Below are 19822 nucleotides of genomic sequence, written 5' to 3' on the forward strand. Positions count from 1 at the left end.
GGACCGTGAGTTCGCGTTCGGTGAGGTGTTGACGCGGTACCTGGCGAGGTGCGTCGGGCAGTGCGGCGAGAGGGCGCGGCGCTGGTGTCGGTGCGCAAGTGCCGTGCTGGCAAGGGTAGTTGCTCTCGGGATCGAGAGGCTGCGCCGTCCCGCCGCAGTGTGAACTGCGCGGCTCCGTAGGCAGTTTCGCGCCAAAAGTGGCTAACTGCGGCGGGTAAGTGCGCCCGATATCGCCGCGTTGATCACGGAGTTTCGGCACACGAGCGGCACGCGGGCACATCTCGTCGACATTCCTGTGACAATCCTGTGATTCGCTTGTGCGCATACTGGCCGAGCTTCTGCGAGGTCAATTCCTCCGTATGCAGCAGCAGAGCCATCCCCGCACGAGAGGACGCTGCCCTGCTCACGGCCGCCCGCACGCACAGCAGACACCGCACCCGACGCCGGGCCGACATGCCTCTGCTCGGCGGTGTACGGCCACCGATCGCCGCACTGGCCTGCCTGCTGCTGGCAGTTGCCGCGTTCACGGCGCTCGGTTTCGAAACCATCCATGAACAGGACGTGCCGCAGGCGGTACGGGACGCGGAACGCCGGATCGCCGAGGATGCCGCGGTTTCCGTCGGGACTTCGATAGGGGCCAAGGCCACCTCGCTGCGCCACTTTGCCGCGTCGCCCCCGGTCGCCGCCGAAGAGACGCCGACGACCGTGGTCAAGTCCCTTCTGCGGAAGATGACTTCCGTGCGCGGTGGTGTGCTGCTCGACCCGCACACGGGCAGAACGCTGGCCGCAGCCGGGGAACCGGTGCCGCTGACCGGGGTGGACACGACGGGACTCGCCCACGCTGGCACCGCCAACGTGCCACCCCGACTGGCACATTCGGGTACCACCAAACCCCGACTGCTGCTCTTCGCACGGGTTACCGTGCCAGCAGCGAGCGGGAATCGGGACGAAAACCAGGACCAGGCAATCGACTTGGTGCGGGACCAGGCGCCCGAACGTGAACTCCTGCTGGTCGCCTCCGAGCAGATCACCGCCCCCCCGGTGTTCGGCGCCGGTCGCACCGGTCAACTGGTGGACCGGAACGGAAGGGTGCTGGCCGCCGTCGGCACCGCCAGCACGGCCCTGGCACCCGGTGCTGGCGACCGCGCGCTGCCCGCCGCCGCGGCGAGTGCCGCCAAGGCCGTGCCGCACACCGCTGGCGCCTCCGGCAGCATGCTCGGCGAGAGTGCCAACGGACTGCGTCGCGTCGCCGGTTGGGCATCCATCAGCGTGGCGCACGGCAAGGACGACACCGCCGATCTGGGCCTGACCGTGCTCACGTACAAGGGCGTGGCCCCTACGAGGGGCAACGCCGACCACACCCGGTTCGCGCTCGCCGCGGCAGTCACGCTGGCGGTGATCGCCGTGCTGGTGACCTTACTTCTGTGGGCAGCCGTGCAGCACCCACTGCTGCGGCTCCATTTGTCCGCCGCCCGGCTGGCCAAGGGCGCCTGCGACACGGAAGCGCGCGAGGGGCTGGATCGGCCGGTGCCGGTCCCCGCGTTCGGTGAGCCCCGCAGGGCCGGGCGAGCCCTTGAGTCCATACGCCGTCAACTCCTGGGCGAGGCCGGGCCGGAGACTGTTCGGCCGGTGCGCCGCCGCCCGGGTGTACGGCCGCTGGTCCTTGTCTGCGCGCTACTGGTCGCCGCGTGGGGAGTACCACTGATGTTCCTGGTCAACCGCGTGCAGGCGGCCAAGGCCATACCGGCAACGACCGTTGCCGACCAGCAGGCACGCACCGAGTCCGCGGCGGACCGGCTGCGGCAGTCCCTCGGCCAGAGCTACACCGACCTGGCGGAGGTGGCCTCGCGCATCTCCGGTGAGCCGAGGGGCCGGGAGGCGGACACGCTGCGGCGCGCCCTTGCCGAACACCCCAAGTATCGTTCGCTGTACGTGCTGGATCGCACCGGCGCCATCGTGCTGCGGGTGGGCAAGCGGCCGTTGCGCACGATCGTCCACGCACCGACCGGTGACGGGATCACCAAGGTCAACACCTCGGGCAAGATCCCCGCGATCGCCGCCTATGCCCAGATCCCGGCGGCGAAGTCCGCGAGGGCCACCACCACGGGCGCCCCCGCCGTGCTCTTCGCGGAGATCGACGTGAACGCGCTGAACAGCCTGTTGCCCCGGCCGAGCCTCGGTAACGTCTGGCTCGTCGACGACCACCATGAGGTGCTCGCGGCGAGCGTCGGCTTCCGTGCCTTCCAGTCCCTGCCCAGCCATGGCCTCACACGCCTCGCCGCCAGGACAAAGAGCACCGGCGGGACCGCGGGCAGCCCGGCGTCGGCCGTGCTGAACGCGGAGACGGCACCGGGCGCGGGCCCGTCGGTCGCGGCCGCAGCTCCACTGACGCGATTCGGACCCGCCGCCGGGCTCGGCTGGCGGGTGGTCTCCGCCGAGCCCGCGGCCGCCCTCAAGCTGACGCCCTACCAGGTCCGGTCGCACACCATGCTGGCCGGTCTGCTGGCCCTGACCGTGGGCGTCGCCTGCCTGAGCTGGCTGCACATCGTGGTGGTCAGACCACTGCGGGCCCTCACCGGGCACGCGGAACGGCTGGCTGGTGGCGATCGCCGGACCGTGCTGTACCCGGTCCACCAGGATGAGTGCGGTTCGGTGACGCGCAGTCTGGAACTGCTCCGGCAGGCGTTGGCCGAGCGGGATCGCCGCGCTCGACCTGACCCGGCGTCCCCCTCGGCTCCGTCATCCTCGCCCGACAGCGCGCCGCAGCCGTAGGAGGATCAACTGACGTGCTCTTCCTGTACCTTGTGCTGCTCTTGAGTTGTGCCGTGCTGCTGGTCGCCGGAGTGCTGGAGCAGCGGCGCCACTACGCCTCGCTGGAGCAGATCCCGACCCGGGTGCTGGTCAACGGCATCCGGGGCAAGAGCTCGATCACCCGGTTGTGCGCGGGGGCGCTGCGCGGCGGTGATGTGGCCACCGTCGCCAAGACCACCGGCACCGCGGCCCGGTTCATCCACCCGGACGCCACCGAGGAACCGGTGTACCGGAAGTTCGGGATCGCCAACGTCGTCGAGCAGATAGGCATCGTCCGACGGGCCGCGGCGTACCGGCCGGACGCCCTGGTGATCGAGTGCATGGCGGTGATGCCCGCGCTTCAGGAGATCAACCAGGAGAAGCTGATCCGCTCCACCATCGGCGTGCTGTGCAACGTACGCGAGGACCATCTCGCCGAGATGGGGCCGACGTTGGACGATGTGGCTCGCTCGCTGTCCCGGTCGATGCCGGTCGGCGGGGTCTGTGTCACCGCGGAGCGGGAGCGGCTGCACATCCTCAAGGAGGAGGCGGACCGGCGCGACTGCCGCCTGGTCGCGGTCGATCCCGACTCGGTGACCGACGCCGAGTTACGCGGCTTCAGCTGGTTCACCTTCAAGGAGAACGTGGCCATCGCGCTGGCGGTGGCGGAACTGCTGGGTGTGGACCGGCGGACCGCGCTTCGCGGCATGTGGGACGCTCCGCCGGACCCCGGCGTGCTCTCCGTCGAACGCTACCGCACACCAGACGGCAAGCGGTTGCGCTTCGCCAACGTCTTCGCCGCGAACGACCCCGAGTCAACCCTGATGAACGTCCGACAGCTGGAGGATCTCGGCGCCATACACCGACCGCTGAACGTGGTCATCAACTGCCGCCCCGACCGGGTGGAACGCAACGGGCAGATGGGCGCGATCGTCCCCGAGCTCAACCCGGAGACGGTCTTCCTGATCGGGCATCCCACCAAGAGCGCCCGAGACGGCATCCCCGCGCGCTGGTCGTCGGGGCGGGTGGTGGACCTGGGCGGTGACCGGCGCGCCGCACAGGAGCTGACGGACGCCATCCTCGCCGAACTGGCCCCGGATTCCTCGTTGGTGGCCGTCGGCAACATCCACGGTCAGGGCGAACTGTTCCTGGAGCGGCTGGGCTCACTGCCGCCGGACAGCGCCAAGGAGCCGCCCGCTGGCGCCCGTCCGCCCGAGCCGGAGCCGTTCGCCTCGGTGGCTTCGCTGGACGGTCCGGCGCTCGACGCACACATCCCACGAACCACCCCTGCGGACCGCGACCTCACGCACGACCCGACAAGGAAACCGTTGTGATCCCCGTCAACGTCACCCCGCAGACCGCCGCGCTGGGGATCGCCGTCGGCCTGGTCTTCTCGCTGGTCTGCTATCTGACCACCAATCTCTCCCCCGGTGGCATGATCACCCCCGGCTGGCTGGCGCTGACCCTGGTCACCGATACGGGCCGGGCCGGGATGATGATCGGCGTCACGGCGCTCACCTTCGTCGCGACCAAACTCCTCCAGCGCCATGTGATCCTGTACGGCAAGCGGCTGTTCGCCGCCGTGGTGTTGTGCGCGGTGCTGCTGCAGACCACGGTGATGCTCGCGCTCCAGCACGAGTTCCCGCTGCTGTACGGCGCCCAGACCCTTGGCTTCATCGTGCCGGGGCTGATCGCCTATCAGCTGGTCCGGCAGCCGGTCGCGGCCACCGCCATCTCCACCACCGCGGTGACCCTGGGCAGCTATGTGGTGCTCGTCGCCGGGTTGCTGCTGGGGGCACTACCCATGGGCTGACCGAGCCGGGGCATTCGCGTCCGCCATCCACCCGCCCCTGAGGAGGTTTCCGTGGGCATCGATCGCACCCCGCGCCGTGGGCCCAGTCGGCGTCAGGTCCTGGGTGCCGTCGGACTGGCCGCCGCCGGGGCGGTCGGCGGATACGCGTGGGACCGCTTGCTCGGCGGCGGACCAGGCGGCCCTTTCGGCGATGGCCCGGTGCCGACCAGCGGCTACCGGTTCGAGCGCCGTCACGCGCCCGCCCGTACGGTGGTACACGCCCCCGATGGCCAAGTCGTCGCCACCCTCACCGACGGTGCCCGCACCGCGCTGCTGGTCGGCCCGACCCGTACCTGGGACGAGCCGCGTACCACCAGCGCGGTGGTGCGCAGCAACGCATGGGTACGGCTGATGCCCGGCGCATGGCGGGCTGGCAAGGAGCAGTCCCCGTGGTTCCGGGAGTGGCTCCCCAAGGCCCTCGCCGACCGCAGCCCGGACGCCATCGGGGTGGCCTTCGAGTACGGCGACGGGGCGCACGACCACCGCACCGCGTCCGGCCTGCGTTACGCGGGCAAGGCCCACTTCGGTCCACGAGTTCCCGGGCGGTCGCCGACATCGTTCCACTACCTCGACGAACAGTCCGACTTCTACGACTACCTCGGCACCCCCTGGACCTTTCCGGACGGCACCCGCAGGTACCCGCAGCAGGCGCGCTACGGCGACGTGGACTGCTCCGGCTTCATGCGCCTGGTCTGGGGCTACCGCATGGGCTATCCCATGCACGCCAGCAACGCCCCGGGTATCGGCCTGCCACGCCGGGCCTACGCCATCGCCACCCGGGCCCCGGGTGTGCTGTTGATCGAGGACAGCGGTCGGCGGCCCACCGACATCAGTCCGCTGCAACCGGGCGACCTGGTCTTCTTCTCCATCGACATCGGCCGACCGCACGGCATCGACCACTGCGGCATGTATCTGGGGCCGGACGAGGAGGGGCATCCGCGCTTCTACTCCAGCCGTTCCCGGGCCAACGGGCCCACCATGGGCGACCTGGCGGGCCGCGCGACGCTGGACGGCGACGGCTTCTACGCCCAGGGGCTGCGGATGGCCCGCCGCCTGTGAACCGCCCGAAGCCGTCGTCGTACCCCGGCCGATTGCCGTTTCCCACGAGAGAACCCGCCATGGCCACCACTCAGGACCGGAGAGACCACCGGCGCCCCTTCACCCGCGACAGGCACTGCCAAACGGCCTTTGACCACTGGGAGTTGCCCGCACTGCTGCTGATCCTGGGGGTGGCCGCGGTGCTCTACGCCTGGGGCATCGACCGGGCCGCGATACACCCGTACTACGGCGCCGCCGTGCGGTCGATGGCGGCGAGCTGGCACGCCTTCGCCTTCGGCGGGCTGGACCCGAGCGGCTCGGTCACCGTGGACAAGATCCCCGGGGCGCTGTGGCCGCAGGCGCTCTGCGTGAGGTGTTTCGGGCCGCACAACTGGGCTGTAGCGCTGCCGCAGGTGGTGGAAGGCGTACTCGCCGTCTGGGCACTCCACCGGATCGTACGCGCCTGGGCAGGCGCACCGGCCGGGCTGCTCGCCGCCCTGGTACTCACCCTCACCCCGATCACCGTCGCACTGGATCGGCACACCATTCCGGACACCTTGCTCGTGCTGCTGCTGGTCCTCGCGGCCGGATCACTGCAGAGGGCCGTCAGCACCGACAGGTTGCTGCCGCTGCTCGCCTGCGGAGCATGGGTGGGGCTGGCCTTCCAGGCCAAGATGCTCCAGGCGTGGCTCGTGCTACCGGTCTTCGCCGTGGTGTACCAACTGGCCGCGTCCGGCCCCCGGTTGCACCGGATCGGCAGGTTGCTGCTCGCCGGTTGCACCACGCTCGCCGTCTCCTGCTCCTGGCTGCTGCTGGTGTGGGTGACTCCCGCCGCACACCGTCCCTACCTCGACGGAACCACGAACAACAGCCCCTTCACCCTGGTCTTCGGCTACAACGGGCTCAGCCGTTTCGGCCACGACCAGCAGGCACTGGGCGCCGTCGCGGGCACCGCCGCCAGCCGCAGCACCGGCAACACCGGTTGGACCATGCTCGTCAACCAGACCGTGGGACCGCAGATCGCCTGGTTCCTGCCGCTCGCGGTACTGGCTTTGGTGCTCGGCCTGTTGTGGCGTGCCGGGCAGCCGCGCACCGACAGACTGCGGACGGGACTGCTGCTCTGGGGCGGCTGGCTGGTCGTGCATGCCGTGGTCTTCAGCGCCTCCAACGGCAACCACGGCTACTACACCGCCGTACTGGCCCCGGCTCTGGCCGCCCTGACCGGCGGTGGACTGGCCCTGTTCTGGCGCGAGTACCGCGATGGGGGGCCGCGCCGGGCCGCGCTGCCCGCCGGAGTCGCACTGACCGTACTGTGGGCCGCGGCGATCGACGGCCCGCACGGCGGATCCGCGCCCTGGCTGCTGCCGGTGGTGCTGATGCTCGGCCTGTGCGGGGCCGTCGGCCTGTGGTCGCGTGGGCCGCGCACAACGCGGCGCGCGTTGTGCGGTGCGCTCGCTGCGAGCCTGGCGTCCGTGCTCCTCGCTCCGGCCGTCTGGGCGGCCGCGTGCCTGGATCCGCTGTACGGCGGCTCGTCGATCTCGCCGCTGGCCGGACCGGTAGGCGCCGGGTACCACGACATGCGCCACCACCCATCCAGGGTCCAGCGCAACGCCCTGAACGCCCCGTCCGCGCGGGACAGCGCGCTGCTGCACTACCTCGCCGCACACCACTCCCGGGAGAGGTACCTGCTCGCCACCCAGGCCGCCTACGGCGCCGAGCCGTTGTTGCGGGCCACTCCTCAACCCATGCTGGTCATGGGTGGCTTCACCGGACTGACCCCGCACCCAACCGCGCCGCAGCTCACAGCGCTGGTCTCCGCCCACCAGTTGCGCTACGCACTACTGACCACGCGCCGCCCGTCCATACCGGCAACGGTCTGGGTGAAGAGGCACTGCACCCGCATACCACCGCGCGCGTACGGCCGGACCTCGGACGGAAGCTTCACCCTCTACGACTGCGCCCCGGGCAGCTGACCTGCTGAGCACGCACGCTGTGGGCCGCTTTGCGGAACGACCCTCAACGCGTCCGCGGGCCGGGCGACGGTCGCCCACCCGAAGACCCAGACCCCGGCGAGCGTCGGCTGCCTCCTACCTCGCGTCCGCGGCGCGCCCGAGTCGGGTGCGTACGGCGGTACCGGCGCAGGCGACCACGGTGAAGCCGCCGAGAATCGTGGGCCAGGTGATCTGCTCGCGCAGGAACAGCGCGGCCCAGCAGATGGTCAACACCGGCTGAACCAACTGGATCTGACTGACCTGCGCCATCGGGCCGACCGCCAGTCCGCGGTACCAGGCGAAGAAGCCCAGGAACATGCTCACCACACCGAGGTAGGCGAACGCCGCCCACTGGACCGGGGTCCCGGCCGGAGCATGCCGGGCCATCGAGACGCCCGCGAGGCCGATCATCAGCGGTGCCGAGAGCACGAGCGCCCAGGAGATGGTCTGCCAGGCCCCGAGCTCGCGAGCGAGGAGCCCCCCTTCGGCGTACCCGGTCCCGGCCGCCAGGACGGCGCTGAGCAAGAGCAGGTCGGCCCAGTGCAGACCACCGAACCCATCACCTTGCAGCGAGGCGAACCCCACGGCGGCGATCGCGCCGACGGTCGCCATGGCCCAGAAAGCCCTCGGGGGTCGTTCGTGCCCGCGGAGCACCGCCATCACCGCGGTCGCGGCTGGCAGGAGCGCGATCACGACGGCACCATGGCTGGCCGAGGCCGTAGTGAGCGCGAAGGAGCTCAGCAGCGGGAACCCGACGACCACACCGGCGGCGACGACGCTCAGACGGGCCCACTGGACGCCGCGGGGCAGACGCTGCCTGGTGATCGCCAGCGCAGCCGCCGCCAGCAACGCGGCTATGACCGCACGGCCAGAGCCGACGAAGAGCGGGGATATCCCGCCACCGGCGACGGCGACACGGGTGAACGGGACGGTGAACGAGAACGCCGTGACGCCGAGCAGCCCCCAACCGAGTCCTGCGGACGACGCCGATAGCACCGGCGGCTCAGCGAGAGTAGCGCTACTATCATTTCTCATGCATGACGATAGCAGCTCGCGAATCGTCGCGGGACTCCGGGAGTGGATCGCGACCGCCGCGCCGGGTGCGAAGCTGCCGTCCACTCGGTCGCTGGTGTCCCAGTACGCGGCAAGCCCGGTCACGGTGCAGAAGGCGCTTCGGGCTCTGGCGGCCCAGGGGATGGTGGAGAGCCGACCCGGCGTCGGGACCTTCGTCCGCGCGACCAGGGCGGCTCGCCCGAACGACTACGGGTGGCAGACGGCGGCCCTCGGGTCACCGCGCAACCGCATTCCGCAGCTGTCACGGGCGTTGCGGACCTTCCCGAACGATGTGATCGCGTTGCACTCGGGCTACCCGGACCGGGAGCTGCTGCCCGAGCGCCTGGTGCGGACCGCCTTCACCCGGGCGGCTCGCAGCGATGCCACCGTCAACCGCCCGCCAGCCGCGGGGCTGCCGGAGCTGCAGGCCTGGTTCGCCACCGAACTCGGCTCGGTCACGTCGCCCGGTGCCATGCCTCCGGTAGCGAGCGACGTCACCGTCTTCCCCGGCAGTCAAAGCGGCCTCAGCACCGCGTTCCGAGCACTCGTCGGCGCAGGCCGCCCCCTGCTGGTGGAGTCGCCGACGTACTGGGGTGCGCTCCTCGCCGCAGCGCAGGCAGGCGTACAGGTCGTACCCATCCCCAGTAGCGCTCACGGGCCGGACCCGGACGAACTGGCGCGGGCCTTCGAGCAGACCGGAGCGCGAGCGTTCTACGCCCAACCCAACTTCGCCAACCCCACCGGCGCCCAGTGGTCAACCGAGCTCGGCAACCGGGTACTTGAAGTCGTTCGCGCGCACGGCGCGTTCCTGATCGAGGACGACTGGGCACACGACTTCGGCATCGAAGCAGCCCCGGTCCCGCTCGCCGCACGCGACGACGGGGGCCATGTGGTCCACCTACGGTCCCTGACCAAGAGCGTGTCACCGGCCGTTCGTATCGCCGGTCTCGTCGCCCGCGGCCCGGCCCGGACGCGGATCCTCGCCAGCGCCCAGGCCGAGTCCATGTACGTCAGCGGCCTCCTGCAAGCGGTCGCCCTCGACGTGGTCACCCAGCCCGCCTGGCGCACACACCTGCGCAACCTCGGCCACCAACTCGCCACCCGCCGCGACCTTCTCGTCAACGCACTGCGGGACCACGTGCCTGGCGCGCGCCTGGAAGCAGTGCCCCGGGGAGGGCTGAACCTCTGGCTGCAACTGCCGGACACCACTGACCTGCCGCGACTCGTCCGTGACTGCGAAACCGCGAGTGTCGTCATCGCCCCGGGCAATGAGTGGTTCCCGGCCGAACCGACCGGCGTGTACCTCCGGCTCAACTACGCCGGACCGAACCCCGGGGCGTTCCCCGACGGCGCACGCATCATCGGTCAGGCACTCGCGCAACAACAGGCCCAGTAGCGGTGGACCGCTGCGGCTGCGGTGGTGAGCGGGTCCTGCCCACTGCTGGCTGTCGGCAGACCGGCGGCCCGCCGTTCGGTGGGCCGTATCGACGACATAGAGCTCGGCGATTTCTGAACCGATCGTCGCCCCCTGAACTCTTGTCGACTTCTGACCCCCTGATCGTCCCAAGCAAGCCCGCTCGCTCGCTCGCGTTCCATGACGCGCGCTCACGTGCAGTGACTCCAGAGCGTTGGGGAACGCCCGCCTGATCACGCCCTGACGATTTCGGGACAGCTGAGGTGTGGGCTGCGCTTCACGGGTAGGCGAAGGGGGTGGCTGGAAGTGCTGCGTCGCTGCTGAGCGTGCCGGTTCGGACGCTGGGCCGTCTGGCTCCGACGGATCAGGCGCGCGGCACGCTGTTGACTGTGACCCGAGCAGGGACTGGCGGGATGGAAGCGCTCGGCAGGGCAGGCTTCCGTGCGACCGGGAGCGTTGCGACGATGGCCGCCAAGACGGCTGGCGGGGCGATGGCCGGGGTGACCAGGGCGGGGCTGCGCACCGCGGGAGGGACGGCGCGCATGGCGGTGTCGACGGCCCGGTACGGTGCCACGACGGCTGCGGGGATGCCTGGCCGCGCGGCGCGGGCTGGGCGCGCCCTGGTCGACTTTCATCCGCGGCGGCGCGCCCGTCGCGTCTGGACGGGGCATGACCGTGCGCACATCGAGGTACGGGGTCTTGAGCACGGAGGCCGCAGGCGGGAGCGGCTGGCCACAGGGGTGACCAGGTCGCTGCGGCGGCTGAACGGGGTGCGCTGGGCGGAGGTCAACGCCGTGACCGGTCAGGTGCTGCTGTCGTTCGACGAACGCCGGATCGGTGTCGACCGGTTGCTGGAGGCGGTCAGGTCCGCCGAGAAGGCACAGGGCGTCCAGGACGATGAGTTCGCGTGGGCACAGCCCGTCACTCCGGGCGACGACGCGGCAGTCGCCGCCACGGCGATGGAACTGCTGGTCGACTGTGCCGCGGTATCCGCCGCGGCGGTGCTGCGGATCTTCCGTTTGCCATCGCTGCCCCGGGGAGTGCCCGCACTCGTGGCCGCGCTGGAGCTGGAACGGGAGCTGCGGGGGCCGTTGGTGCGTCGCATCGGACCGTTCGAGACCGACTTCCTGCTCTCGCTGGTGAGCACGACAGTCAACGGGCTGTCCGATGGGATCGGCATGCCAGCGGTCGACGCGGTCAACCGGATGCTGTTGCTCGGCGAGGCCAGGGCCCGACGTCAGGTGTGGGAGGGACGTGAGCGGGACCTGTGCCCGGGTCCGAACTGCGTGCCGCACACCAGGCCGCCGAGGCACATGCGCGGCAGGGCCCGGCCGCCCGGCCCCGTCGAGCAGTGGGAGCAGTTGCTGGCGCCGTTCGCCCCGCTCACTGCGGCTTCGGTACTCGTGCTGACCGGTAGCCCTGGACGGGCGGCGGACGCGTTGCTCGCCGCCGTGCCGCGGGCCGCACGCTACGGCCGAGAGGGTTTCGCCTCGGCGGTCGGACGCGACCTGGCCCGGCGCGGCGTCGTACCGCTCGACCCGTCGGTGCTCCGCCTGCTCGACCTGGTCTCCGCCATCGTGATCGACTCCGACGTTCTCCTCGACGGCCAGCCAGTCGCCGAGCGCAGGCTCAACCCGCTGGCCGCCTCGGTACTGGTCGCGGCGCGCTCGGGCAGGGCGCGGGTCGTGCTCACCGATGACGACCGCATCGGGAATCTACTCTCGGCGGCCGACCAGATCACCGATCCCGCCGAGCCCCTCGCCGACCGGGTACGCGACCTGCAGCGGCAGGGCGAGGGCGTGCTGGCGGTCTCGGGCACGGACGCCGAGGCACTGGCCGCCGCGGATGTCGCCGTCGCGGTGCCCGAAACCCCCGGCGCCGAGGCCTCGTGGTCGGCGGACCTGGTCTGCGCGGCCGGCCTGGAGGACGTGTGGCGCATCCTGCGCGCGGTGGCGGCGGCCGACCCGGTCTCACAGCGCTCGGTACGGTGCGCGCTGGCGGGGTCCGCGTTCGGAACGCTGTTCGCCCTCGTCGGGAGGCGGCGAGGCATTACACACGCCATGACGCCTGTGCACACAGCAAGCCTGATCGCCCTACTGTGGGGGGCTACGACTGGCCGCCGCGCCACCCGAGGGCCTGCGCCCACTCCTGGCGTTTCGAGGAGCGCCAACCGGGAGGACACAAGCCGCCGCTGAGCCCGTCTTTTCCTGTCGCCGCTAAACGCTTGCTTCCTGCCCGAACCTCATGACCAGCAACACCTAGGTCAGCGCGATCGACGAGGCCGAGGAGTCAGAGGGCGCCGGTACGTTCGTACCGCCGCGAGGAGGACAAGGCCGTTCTTCCCCGTCAAGCGGAGAAGAACCTCCTGCTAGCCCTACCTGACTCGCCGTCACCTCTGGCTCCCAATAGTGCTGCTCCCAAACGGGCGAAAGCTATCCAGGGGTGATGGGCGTGACACAGGACGATCCTCTCGCCTGCGCCTCCGACGACCGTTGCGCTGTGGAAGGTCCGGGGGTACGCCTGTTCCTCCACCTCACCCACTTTGCCTCCGGCGAGGCGGGCAGCGGCATACAGAGCGGCGCGGAACGCCCGCAAGTCAGTCTTCGGGAGCGGGCCCTCCTTCGTCGCCCCCCGCGGCAGCGCCTCTGTGACGGAGCACAGGATCAGACGAAGCCGCCTTCATGTCCGCCGAACCGCGAAAGCACTGATCAAGTTCGGGACGCGTTCGATGCCGGACCTTAAGCAAGGACCTTAAGCAACAAGCTACTGTGATCCGGGTTTTCAGGCAGAGCTTCAGCGGGCGGATGTCGACGTCAGAGTCCGGCGGGGCGGCACGTCCACCGGGCCGGTGCTACCGGGCGGAAGGTTCCTCCCAACCACACGGGTCAGACTCGCGCCCGCCCCCTACCCGCGTCGGCCAACGCCTGTGCCCGCCCACCAAGTTCGGATCGCGGCCGGGGCACAGGATGGATCCGATGAACGTCTCCGGGTGGATTGCGGGTAGCGGCGCGGAGGCCTCCACGGTGGCGTTGCAAGGCATGGACCGGCCACCGACCGTTGAGCCCTTGGCCATTGGTCCATGTCATGATCATGGGGCAGCCGATCCTCCAGGGGGACCATGCCCATGCGAACCATCAGCGTCATCACCGCCGTACACAACGGCGGCCACCAGTTCCTCGGTGACGTCTACGAATCCCTCCGCGAGCAAAAGCTACCGGACGACTGGCAATGGCAATGGTGTGTGCAGGAGGACGGCACATCCGGTATTCCCGCGAACAGCCTCCCCGATGACCCCAGGATCACGCTGGGCACAGGACTGCCAGCGCGCATCGCGGTGACGCGCACTCACGCCCTCGCCCGCGCGACAGGAGAACTGATCCGGACGCTGGACGCGGACGACATGCTGCTGCCGGGTGCGCTGGAGCGGGACATAGAGACGCTCGAACGCGTTCCGTGGTGCGTGTCCGCCTGCGTCGACCTCCATGAGGATGGCAGCACCGCACCCGGCCCCTACGATCCTCCGGGCGGCCCGGTGGAGCCCGGGCGTTTCTACCGTGAGGTGATGGAAGGCCGCCTGTCCGTCCAGGCGGTCACATTCGCCGCCCACCGGCGCCTAGTGCTCGCGCTGGGCGGCTGGCAGGCGTTGTCCGGAGCCGAGACCGTGGCCCTGCTCCTTGCCGCGGAAGCCGTGGCACCCGGCGAGTTCATAGCGGAGCCGAGCGTGCTGTACCGCAAGCATCCCAACCAGACGACGGCGTCGGACCACTACTGGGAGCCGACTGAAGCGGCAACTCGAATAGAGGCCCTTTTGCAACGTGCCAGCGCGCTACGGGAGTTGGGCTGGGCGTGGCATTAGCCGTGCCGTTCTCTCCTGGTCGTTCGCTGCTTCGCGCTCGTTCGCGGCTGTCCGCCACGCGGTGCCGCCGACCCGCACGGTCGCCCGGTGGCAGGGCGGTGGCGGCGCCCGGCGTGCGCCACGTCGAGCGCGGACCAGGCCTGCGGCCCGGTCGAGGGAGGAAAGTCTGCGAGGCGCCCGGGCATAGGCGAGCCCCGCCCCAGCAGGACGCGACTGTGCACGGCCGCCCGACACGTCCGAGTATTGAAGGGTGAGGGATGACTGCCACGGACGGCATGAGCCCGGCCCGGAGGACCTGGTAAGGGCCGCGTGCGCTGCTGGCGTAGCCGATGAGCACGTCCTCGAAGCGCTACGCCGTACCCCGCGAGCCGCCTTCGTCCCCGCCACCCACCAGGCCATGGCGTACCAGGACGTGCCGGTCCCCCTCCCCCACAGCCAGGTGACCACCCAACCTTCGCTCACCGCGCAGATGGTCGCGGCCTTGCAACTCACCGGCACCGAACACGTGCTGGAGGTCGGCACAGGCTATGGGTTCCAAACCGCGCTCCTCGGCTGCCTCGCGGCCGAGGTCGTCAGCGTGGAGCGGTGGCCGGACATGGCCGAAGAGGCCCGCCGCGCCCTGGCCGGGCAGGGCCTGGAGAACGTCGAGATCATCGTCGGCGACGGCACGCTCGGCGTGGCGGCCCGCGCTCCGTACGACGCCATTGTCGTTTCTGCCGCCTTCCCGCATGTACCGCCGCCGTTGGTCGAGCAGCTTCGGATCGGCGGACGGCTCGTTCAGCCGATAGGGCCGGGAGGCCAGGAGGCGGTCGAGCGGTACGAGCGCGGTGCGCACGGCCTGGGATCTCCGCGGTTCATCACCTCGGCGTGCTTCGTACGCCTCTATGGTGAGCACGGCTACCCGCCATGAACAGGCCGCGTGCAACACACGACAGCCGCCTGCTGCTCCGCCACCGTGGTCGGGTGGTTCTGATGCCGCTCGCATCCTCACACCTCCGCCAAGCATCGGGGCTGGGCAGCGATCAGCTGTGCAGCGATCCCAAATCAACTCCGCGTCCGATGAAGGGCGTTGGATGCGGGGCTTGCAACGGGCGTTGCGAGAGCGCCGATCGCGATGCGTCATGCGTAAGGTGGTGAACCATGGCTGGCGAAAGTGATCTGCAGAAGTTGCTGAGCGGCATGCGCCCTGAGCTGAATCCGGGCCGGTATGTGTTCACCACGGTCGAGGGCCGAGTGCCGTCCGGCGTCCCCCCTGTGGTCACGGTTGCAGAGCAGGAGGGGCTGACCGTGGTCGCCCACCAGGAAGAAGCGGATGCGGCTGGGTTGGCGTACGACTACGTATCCGGGTGGATCACATTGCGTATCCACTCCGCGCTTGAGGCGGTCGGGTTGACCGCCGCAGTCTCGAAGGAACTAGCTGCCGCCGGTCTGAGCTGCAACGTCGTGGCCGGGTTCCACCACGACCACCTGTTCGTGCCCTACGAGAACGCCGACGAGGCGGTAGCCATCCTGGAGACTCTGGCGCGGCGCTCCTCCTGACCCGCCGTGCGCCGGATGGGCTGTCGAGGGGCGGCTGCTGGAGAGATGTCCAGCAGCGCAGGAGTGACAGGGAACCGAACACAGCACCCGCGGCAGGCACCATCACGGCGGCCGTCCCGCTGCGGCGCTTGCCCTCCTCCATATGCTGGTCCCATGGCCGACACACACAGCTATCAAGTCACGGTCGAGTGGACGGGCAACCTCGGTTCGGGAACCGGCAGTTACCGCTCATACAGCCGCGATCACGAGATCCTGGCAGACGGCAAGACGCCGATCGCTGCCTCATCCGATCCGGCCTTCCGTGGTGACCGGAAGCGCTGGAACCCGGAGGAGTTGCTGGTTGCGTCCGTCGCCCAGTGCCACATGCTCTGGTATCTCCACCTCTGCGCCACCGACGGCGTGGTCGTCGTTGACTACGAGGATCGCGCTCACGGGGTCATGACCATGGACGAGAGCGGCGGGGGCGGCCAGATCACAGAGGTTGTTCTGAGTCCTGAGGTGACCGTCACTGACCCATCGATGGTGGAGAAGGCTCTCGCGCTCCACGGTGATGTGCACTCGGTGTGTTTCATCGCCCGGTCGGTGAACTTTCCCATCCGCCACAGCCCTGTGATCCGGGTTCAACGCGACTGAGGCGTGTTGCCGAAGGGACCACGCCACGCAGAAGTCGTTGCGTGCTGGCAGCTTCTCACCGGCGTTTACCCTCGGGCACGTCATCGAAAGACAGCCGCCGCCCGCGGTCGATCCCACCTGCTTCGAGGACGATCACTCCCATGACTGCCGTCGACCCCTTCGGCTCTAGCCACCTCCCTTGAGTCCTGGACCTCTGCTGGAACGAGGGGTGGTTCACCTCCCCGCCAATCCGGAACTCGCAAGGCCAGCCTGACCGCACCAGGCGTGCTGGCGCTCGTCGCGGTCGATGGCAGGCGGGTTGTCGGCTACGAAAGACGGGCGCTGGCCTCGATTCGTCTGTACGCCCTCGCTACGCGCAGGCGTACCAGTGGATCGGCCGACCGCACCGCCCCATGGGCTCACCGCCCGCTGGATCGACGGCGAAGTGACGCGGGTGTGAGGCGCGCCTGCGCTTCGTACAGGTGGATGATCTCGTCGACCGAGAGCCCCTTCGTCTCCGGCAAGAACATGTAGATGAAGCCGACCGCCATGACGGCCAGGCCCGAGAAGCAGACCAGCACCCAGGCCAGGCCGATCCCGCTCTGCCAGGTGGGGAACACCTCGATGACGGCGAAGTTCGCCAGCCAGTCCACAGCCGCCCCGATAGCGGCCGCGCGGCCGCGTACCGCTGTCGGGAACGTCTCGCCCTGGATGAGCCACCCTGTGCCGCCGACACCCACCGCGAAGGAGGCGATGAACAGATTGAGCCCGACCATCACCACGATGATCTGCGCCGTACCGTGCAGACGCCCCAGTCCGAAAGCGGCGATCAGGGCTGATACCGCCATACCACTGTAGCCGCCCATCGACATCAGGCGGCGGCCGAGCCGGTCGATGTACTTGAACCCGAAGTACGTCGCACCGACGTTGAGCGCCGACATGATCGCGGTGACCTCCACCCCGGCGATCGCCGAGTCCACCGTCGCTCCGTGGCCGCCCGACTGGAACAGCGGTGCCAGCACGTGTGGGCCGTAGTAGAGCGGCACGTTGATGCCGGTGATCTGCTGGAAGGTGAAGAACCCGCAGATCACCACCAGCGCCCGGCGCACTCCCGGAGTCCAGTCGCTGATCCGGGCGTCTCCCTTGCGGGCCTGCTCCTCCACACGCAGTTGCGCCGCCGTACGTTCCACCTGCTCGATCGTCACCTCGACGCCCAGTTGCCCCATGGCCTTCTTGACGCCGGCGTAGCGCCCCTTCTCCAGCAGCCACCGCGGTGACTCGGGCATCCTCGTACGCAGTACCAGCCCGACAAATGCCGGGACGGCTCCCAGGCCGAAGATGAGCCGCCAGTCGATCCCGTAGGCGCGGTCAGGCAGGGATCGAAGGAGCACGAGGGCGACGATGTACGAGATGAGAATGCCAACGGTGATCATCCACTGCTGGAGCATGCTGAGCGCTCCGCGCCGGTCCGCCGGGGCGTATTCAGCGATGTAGGCGGTGGCGATCGCGGAGTCCGCGCCGATGGCCAGGCCGATCAGCGTACGGGCGGCGATGAGGACCCAGGCATGCCAGGTCACCGCCGACAGCAGCGCCCCCAGAGTGTAGATGCCCGCATCCGCGATGAGCAGCGATTTGCGGCCGAACAGGTCGGTCAGCGGCCCTGCCAACAGTGCCCCGACCGCCGCTCCAACCGATGCCCCGGCCACCAGGTAGCCGAGCGCGAAGCCGGTGAGGTGGTACGGGACGAAGCTGAGGGCGGAGCCGATGTTCGCCGTGTCGTAGCCGAACAGGAATCCGCCAAGGGTGGCAAGGAGCGTCAACGACCAGTAGAACGACGTCGGTGGGCGCTGGTCCAGCAACGCCAGTACGTTCTGACTGTCGCCGGACTGCTCCCCTTCGGTATGAACGCTCACAAGACAACTCCCGTATCACCTTCCTGACATCAGGAGTCCCAGAGGACGGGAAGCCATGCCGAGTGTCACCCGCACGTACTGCAAAGCAGGCGCAGACGGCGGTCGGTACGGCATACGATTCGCTTCCTCTCAGGAAACGGCCTGCGAGGGCGGAAGCGCTGGAAGGCCGATAGAAAATGAGCTTGCGTCGGTCTCCTTGCCACCAGGCGGTGGCCACGGTTCAAGGCGACACACCGGCAATCCGCGTAACGGGTTGACTTCCGGCGTGCGCACGCGCGCACCAGGCATCGCGCACGATGTCCTGCGCAGGAAGCCGCACCGAAGCCAGCAGTACCGCCCACCGGGCGTCGGCCAGGCCCACCACCGGATCGTAGGAGCGGGCGACTTCTTCCACGGCGGGGATGTACGCGCGGTCCAGGACGAGTTGGAAGCGCTCGAAGTCCGCTTGGCGGGAACGGCCGTCGGGACGCGTGAGCCCCAGCTGCTCGAGCACGAACGGCATGTCCCGCTGGATATGCGCGTTCGCGCCCAGCAGCACGTCCTGTCCAGCGTTCGTCCCGCGGCCCCGCGCCGCGTCGAACGCGATCCGCCAGGCTGCGGGAACGGAACGGTCACCTGCCCGGTCGAGACGGAGAGCGGTGAGATAGGCGTCGACGAAGCCCGTGTTCAGATCGCCTGCCAGCCAGGACGGTTCGCTGAAGTAACCCGGCTGTGCCCGCAGCGCGCGGGCGAGCTGCCGCTGGACGTGTACGTACACCGAGGCGAACGGCGCCCGGTGGTCACACGCCAGCCCGTCCCGGACCGCGGTCAGGGTGCGTTCGGCCGAGCGTACGCACGTGAGCACCGGCCCGGCGCACCGCGCCTGCCCCGCAGCGGCGGCTCCGGCGGGGCTCCCGCCGACCGCGACCACTCCCGCCAGTACGACAGCGGTCACCCGCATACCCCAACGACGCACAGGACGCACCTCCCTCGAGTCCAACGGGGGCCAGAGCGATCAGACACGGAGGCCCACCCCGGACGTGGCGGCCGGGGATACACAGACTCCGAATGAGCTCCGTCATGGAACGCTGGGTGCGGGCTCTGCGCCGCCGATATGCTCGACTGATTTTGATGGTGAATCAGCGCCATCTCCCGAGTTGGGGCAGTCAGGTAGTTTCGAGTGCAGGTTCGCATACGTCGGATCGACCGACTCGGTAGCCTCCCTCATGAATGCGCGAGAGCGGTACTGACCAGCGCGGCAGTGGCATTCCGGTCGGACGCAACACGACGTTACCTGCCATGTGCGGCATCCCAGCCGCCGCTGCGAGGGGCACCGACACCACGGCTGCCGCTCGGACGAGGTCCATGGCCACCTGGGTGCCGCGTAGCGGGAGGCGCTGGACGATGACGCCTGCGGGCGACCCGATCACGCACCCATGGCCATCCACCGGGTTGGGGCTCGATCCCGGGTGCCCCTGGCTGCACCCTCGAATCGTGCACCTACCGCGGCCATTTAGGAGTTCATCGGCCGTGGTGCCACCGTCTACGCGTCAGCCCCCAACGCCCTGACCAATTGGCCGAGTTCGCTCAACACGGACACATCCAGTTCCCGTACGCCCGGCGGCTGACGGCCGATACCGGGCGTGGTCGTGCGGCCGAAGCGCTCCCTGCCGAGTAAGCCGTCAACGTCCGGGACTGATTCCCTTAGACAACGCTGGCAGTTCGGGTGTTGGTTGAGCGACGCCCTCGACTGCTAGTCGGGTCAACAGCTTGCCAAACCAGGCA

Annotated in this window: 14 protein-coding genes; 11 read left to right on the forward strand and 3 right to left on the reverse strand. The window is 69.6% G+C overall.

Going from position 1 to position 19822, the window contains the following annotated elements:
- Positions 1-453 precede the first annotated feature (453 nt).
- The 5 genes from NON19_RS17395 to NON19_RS17415 are packed head-to-tail and all read left to right on the forward strand — an operon-like array spanning position 454 to position 7653.
- Complete coding sequence (locus tag NON19_RS17395; RefSeq protein WP_255929100.1) at positions 454-2772, forward strand: cache domain-containing protein; 2319 nt, start codon at positions 454-456, stop codon at positions 2770-2772.
- 14 nt (positions 2773-2786) lie between these two features.
- Entirely contained in the window at positions 2787-4124 is a 1338-nt protein-coding gene (gene pgsB, locus NON19_RS17400) for a poly-gamma-glutamate synthase PgsB (RefSeq protein WP_255929101.1), read from the forward strand.
- Positions 4121-4603 carry a poly-gamma-glutamate biosynthesis protein PgsC/CapC gene (locus NON19_RS17405; protein ID WP_255929102.1) on the forward strand — a complete coding sequence of 161 codons (483 nt, stop codon included), beginning with the start codon at positions 4121-4123 and terminating at the stop codon, positions 4601-4603. The genes pgsB and NON19_RS17405 overlap by 4 nt, the downstream gene beginning before the upstream one ends.
- Positions 4604-4654: 51 nt before the next feature.
- Entirely contained in the window at positions 4655-5701 is a 1047-nt protein-coding gene (locus tag NON19_RS17410) for an NlpC/P60 family protein (protein WP_255929103.1), read from the forward strand.
- Between the two features lie 59 nt (positions 5702-5760).
- On the forward strand, positions 5761-7653 hold the full coding sequence (locus NON19_RS17415; RefSeq protein ID WP_255929105.1) for an ArnT family glycosyltransferase: 1893 nt from the start codon (positions 5761-5763) through the stop codon (positions 7651-7653).
- Positions 7654-7767: 114 nt separating this feature from the next.
- On the opposite strand, the gene NON19_RS17420 is transcribed toward NON19_RS17415, so the two are convergent.
- Positions 7768-8667, reverse strand: a complete 900-nt coding sequence (locus NON19_RS17420; RefSeq protein ID WP_255929107.1) for a DMT family transporter — start codon at positions 8665-8667, stop codon at positions 7768-7770.
- A gap of 37 nt (positions 8668-8704) precedes the next feature.
- Between NON19_RS17420 and NON19_RS17425 the strand changes: the two genes are divergently transcribed.
- From NON19_RS17425 to NON19_RS17450, 6 genes are all read left to right on the forward strand, one after another.
- The gene (locus NON19_RS17425) at positions 8705-10120 is read left to right on the forward strand and encodes an aminotransferase-like domain-containing protein (RefSeq protein WP_255929109.1); all 1416 of its coding nucleotides are present in this window, start codon (positions 8705-8707) and stop codon (positions 10118-10120) included.
- A gap of 482 nt (positions 10121-10602) precedes the next feature.
- On the forward strand, positions 10603-12333 hold the full coding sequence (locus tag NON19_RS17430; protein WP_255929111.1) for a heavy-metal-associated domain-containing protein: 1731 nt from the start codon (positions 10603-10605) through the stop codon (positions 12331-12333).
- A gap of 929 nt (positions 12334-13262) precedes the next feature.
- A complete protein-coding gene (locus NON19_RS17435) occupies positions 13263-13994 on the forward strand; it encodes a glycosyltransferase family 2 protein (RefSeq protein ID WP_255929113.1) in 732 nt (243 codons plus the stop codon).
- A gap of 250 nt (positions 13995-14244) precedes the next feature.
- Positions 14245-14904 carry a protein-L-isoaspartate(D-aspartate) O-methyltransferase gene (locus NON19_RS17440; RefSeq protein WP_255929115.1) on the forward strand — a complete coding sequence of 220 codons (660 nt, stop codon included), beginning with the start codon at positions 14245-14247 and terminating at the stop codon, positions 14902-14904.
- 230 nt (positions 14905-15134) lie between these two features.
- Positions 15135-15533: an ACT domain-containing protein gene (locus NON19_RS17445; protein WP_255929117.1), complete on the forward strand. Its 399-nt coding sequence runs from the start codon at positions 15135-15137 to the stop codon at positions 15531-15533.
- Positions 15534-15686: 153 nt separating this feature from the next.
- On the forward strand, positions 15687-16166 hold the full coding sequence (locus NON19_RS17450) for an OsmC family protein (protein WP_255929118.1): 480 nt from the start codon (positions 15687-15689) through the stop codon (positions 16164-16166).
- 398 nt (positions 16167-16564) lie between these two features.
- Here the strand turns inward: NON19_RS17450 and NON19_RS17455 are convergent, their stop codons facing one another.
- Positions 16565-18058, reverse strand: a complete 1494-nt coding sequence (locus NON19_RS17455) for a sugar porter family MFS transporter (RefSeq protein WP_255929119.1) — start codon at positions 18056-18058, stop codon at positions 16565-16567.
- Positions 18059-18278: 220 nt separating this feature from the next.
- The gene (locus tag NON19_RS17460) at positions 18279-18992 is read right to left on the reverse strand and encodes a DUF5995 family protein (protein WP_255929120.1); all 714 of its coding nucleotides are present in this window, start codon (positions 18990-18992) and stop codon (positions 18279-18281) included.
- Positions 18993-19822: the final 830 nt, after the last annotated feature.

This window comes from Streptantibioticus rubrisoli (assembly GCF_024436055.1).
Classification (GTDB): Bacteria; Actinomycetota; Actinomycetes; order Streptomycetales; family Streptomycetaceae; genus Streptantibioticus_A; species Streptantibioticus_A rubrisoli.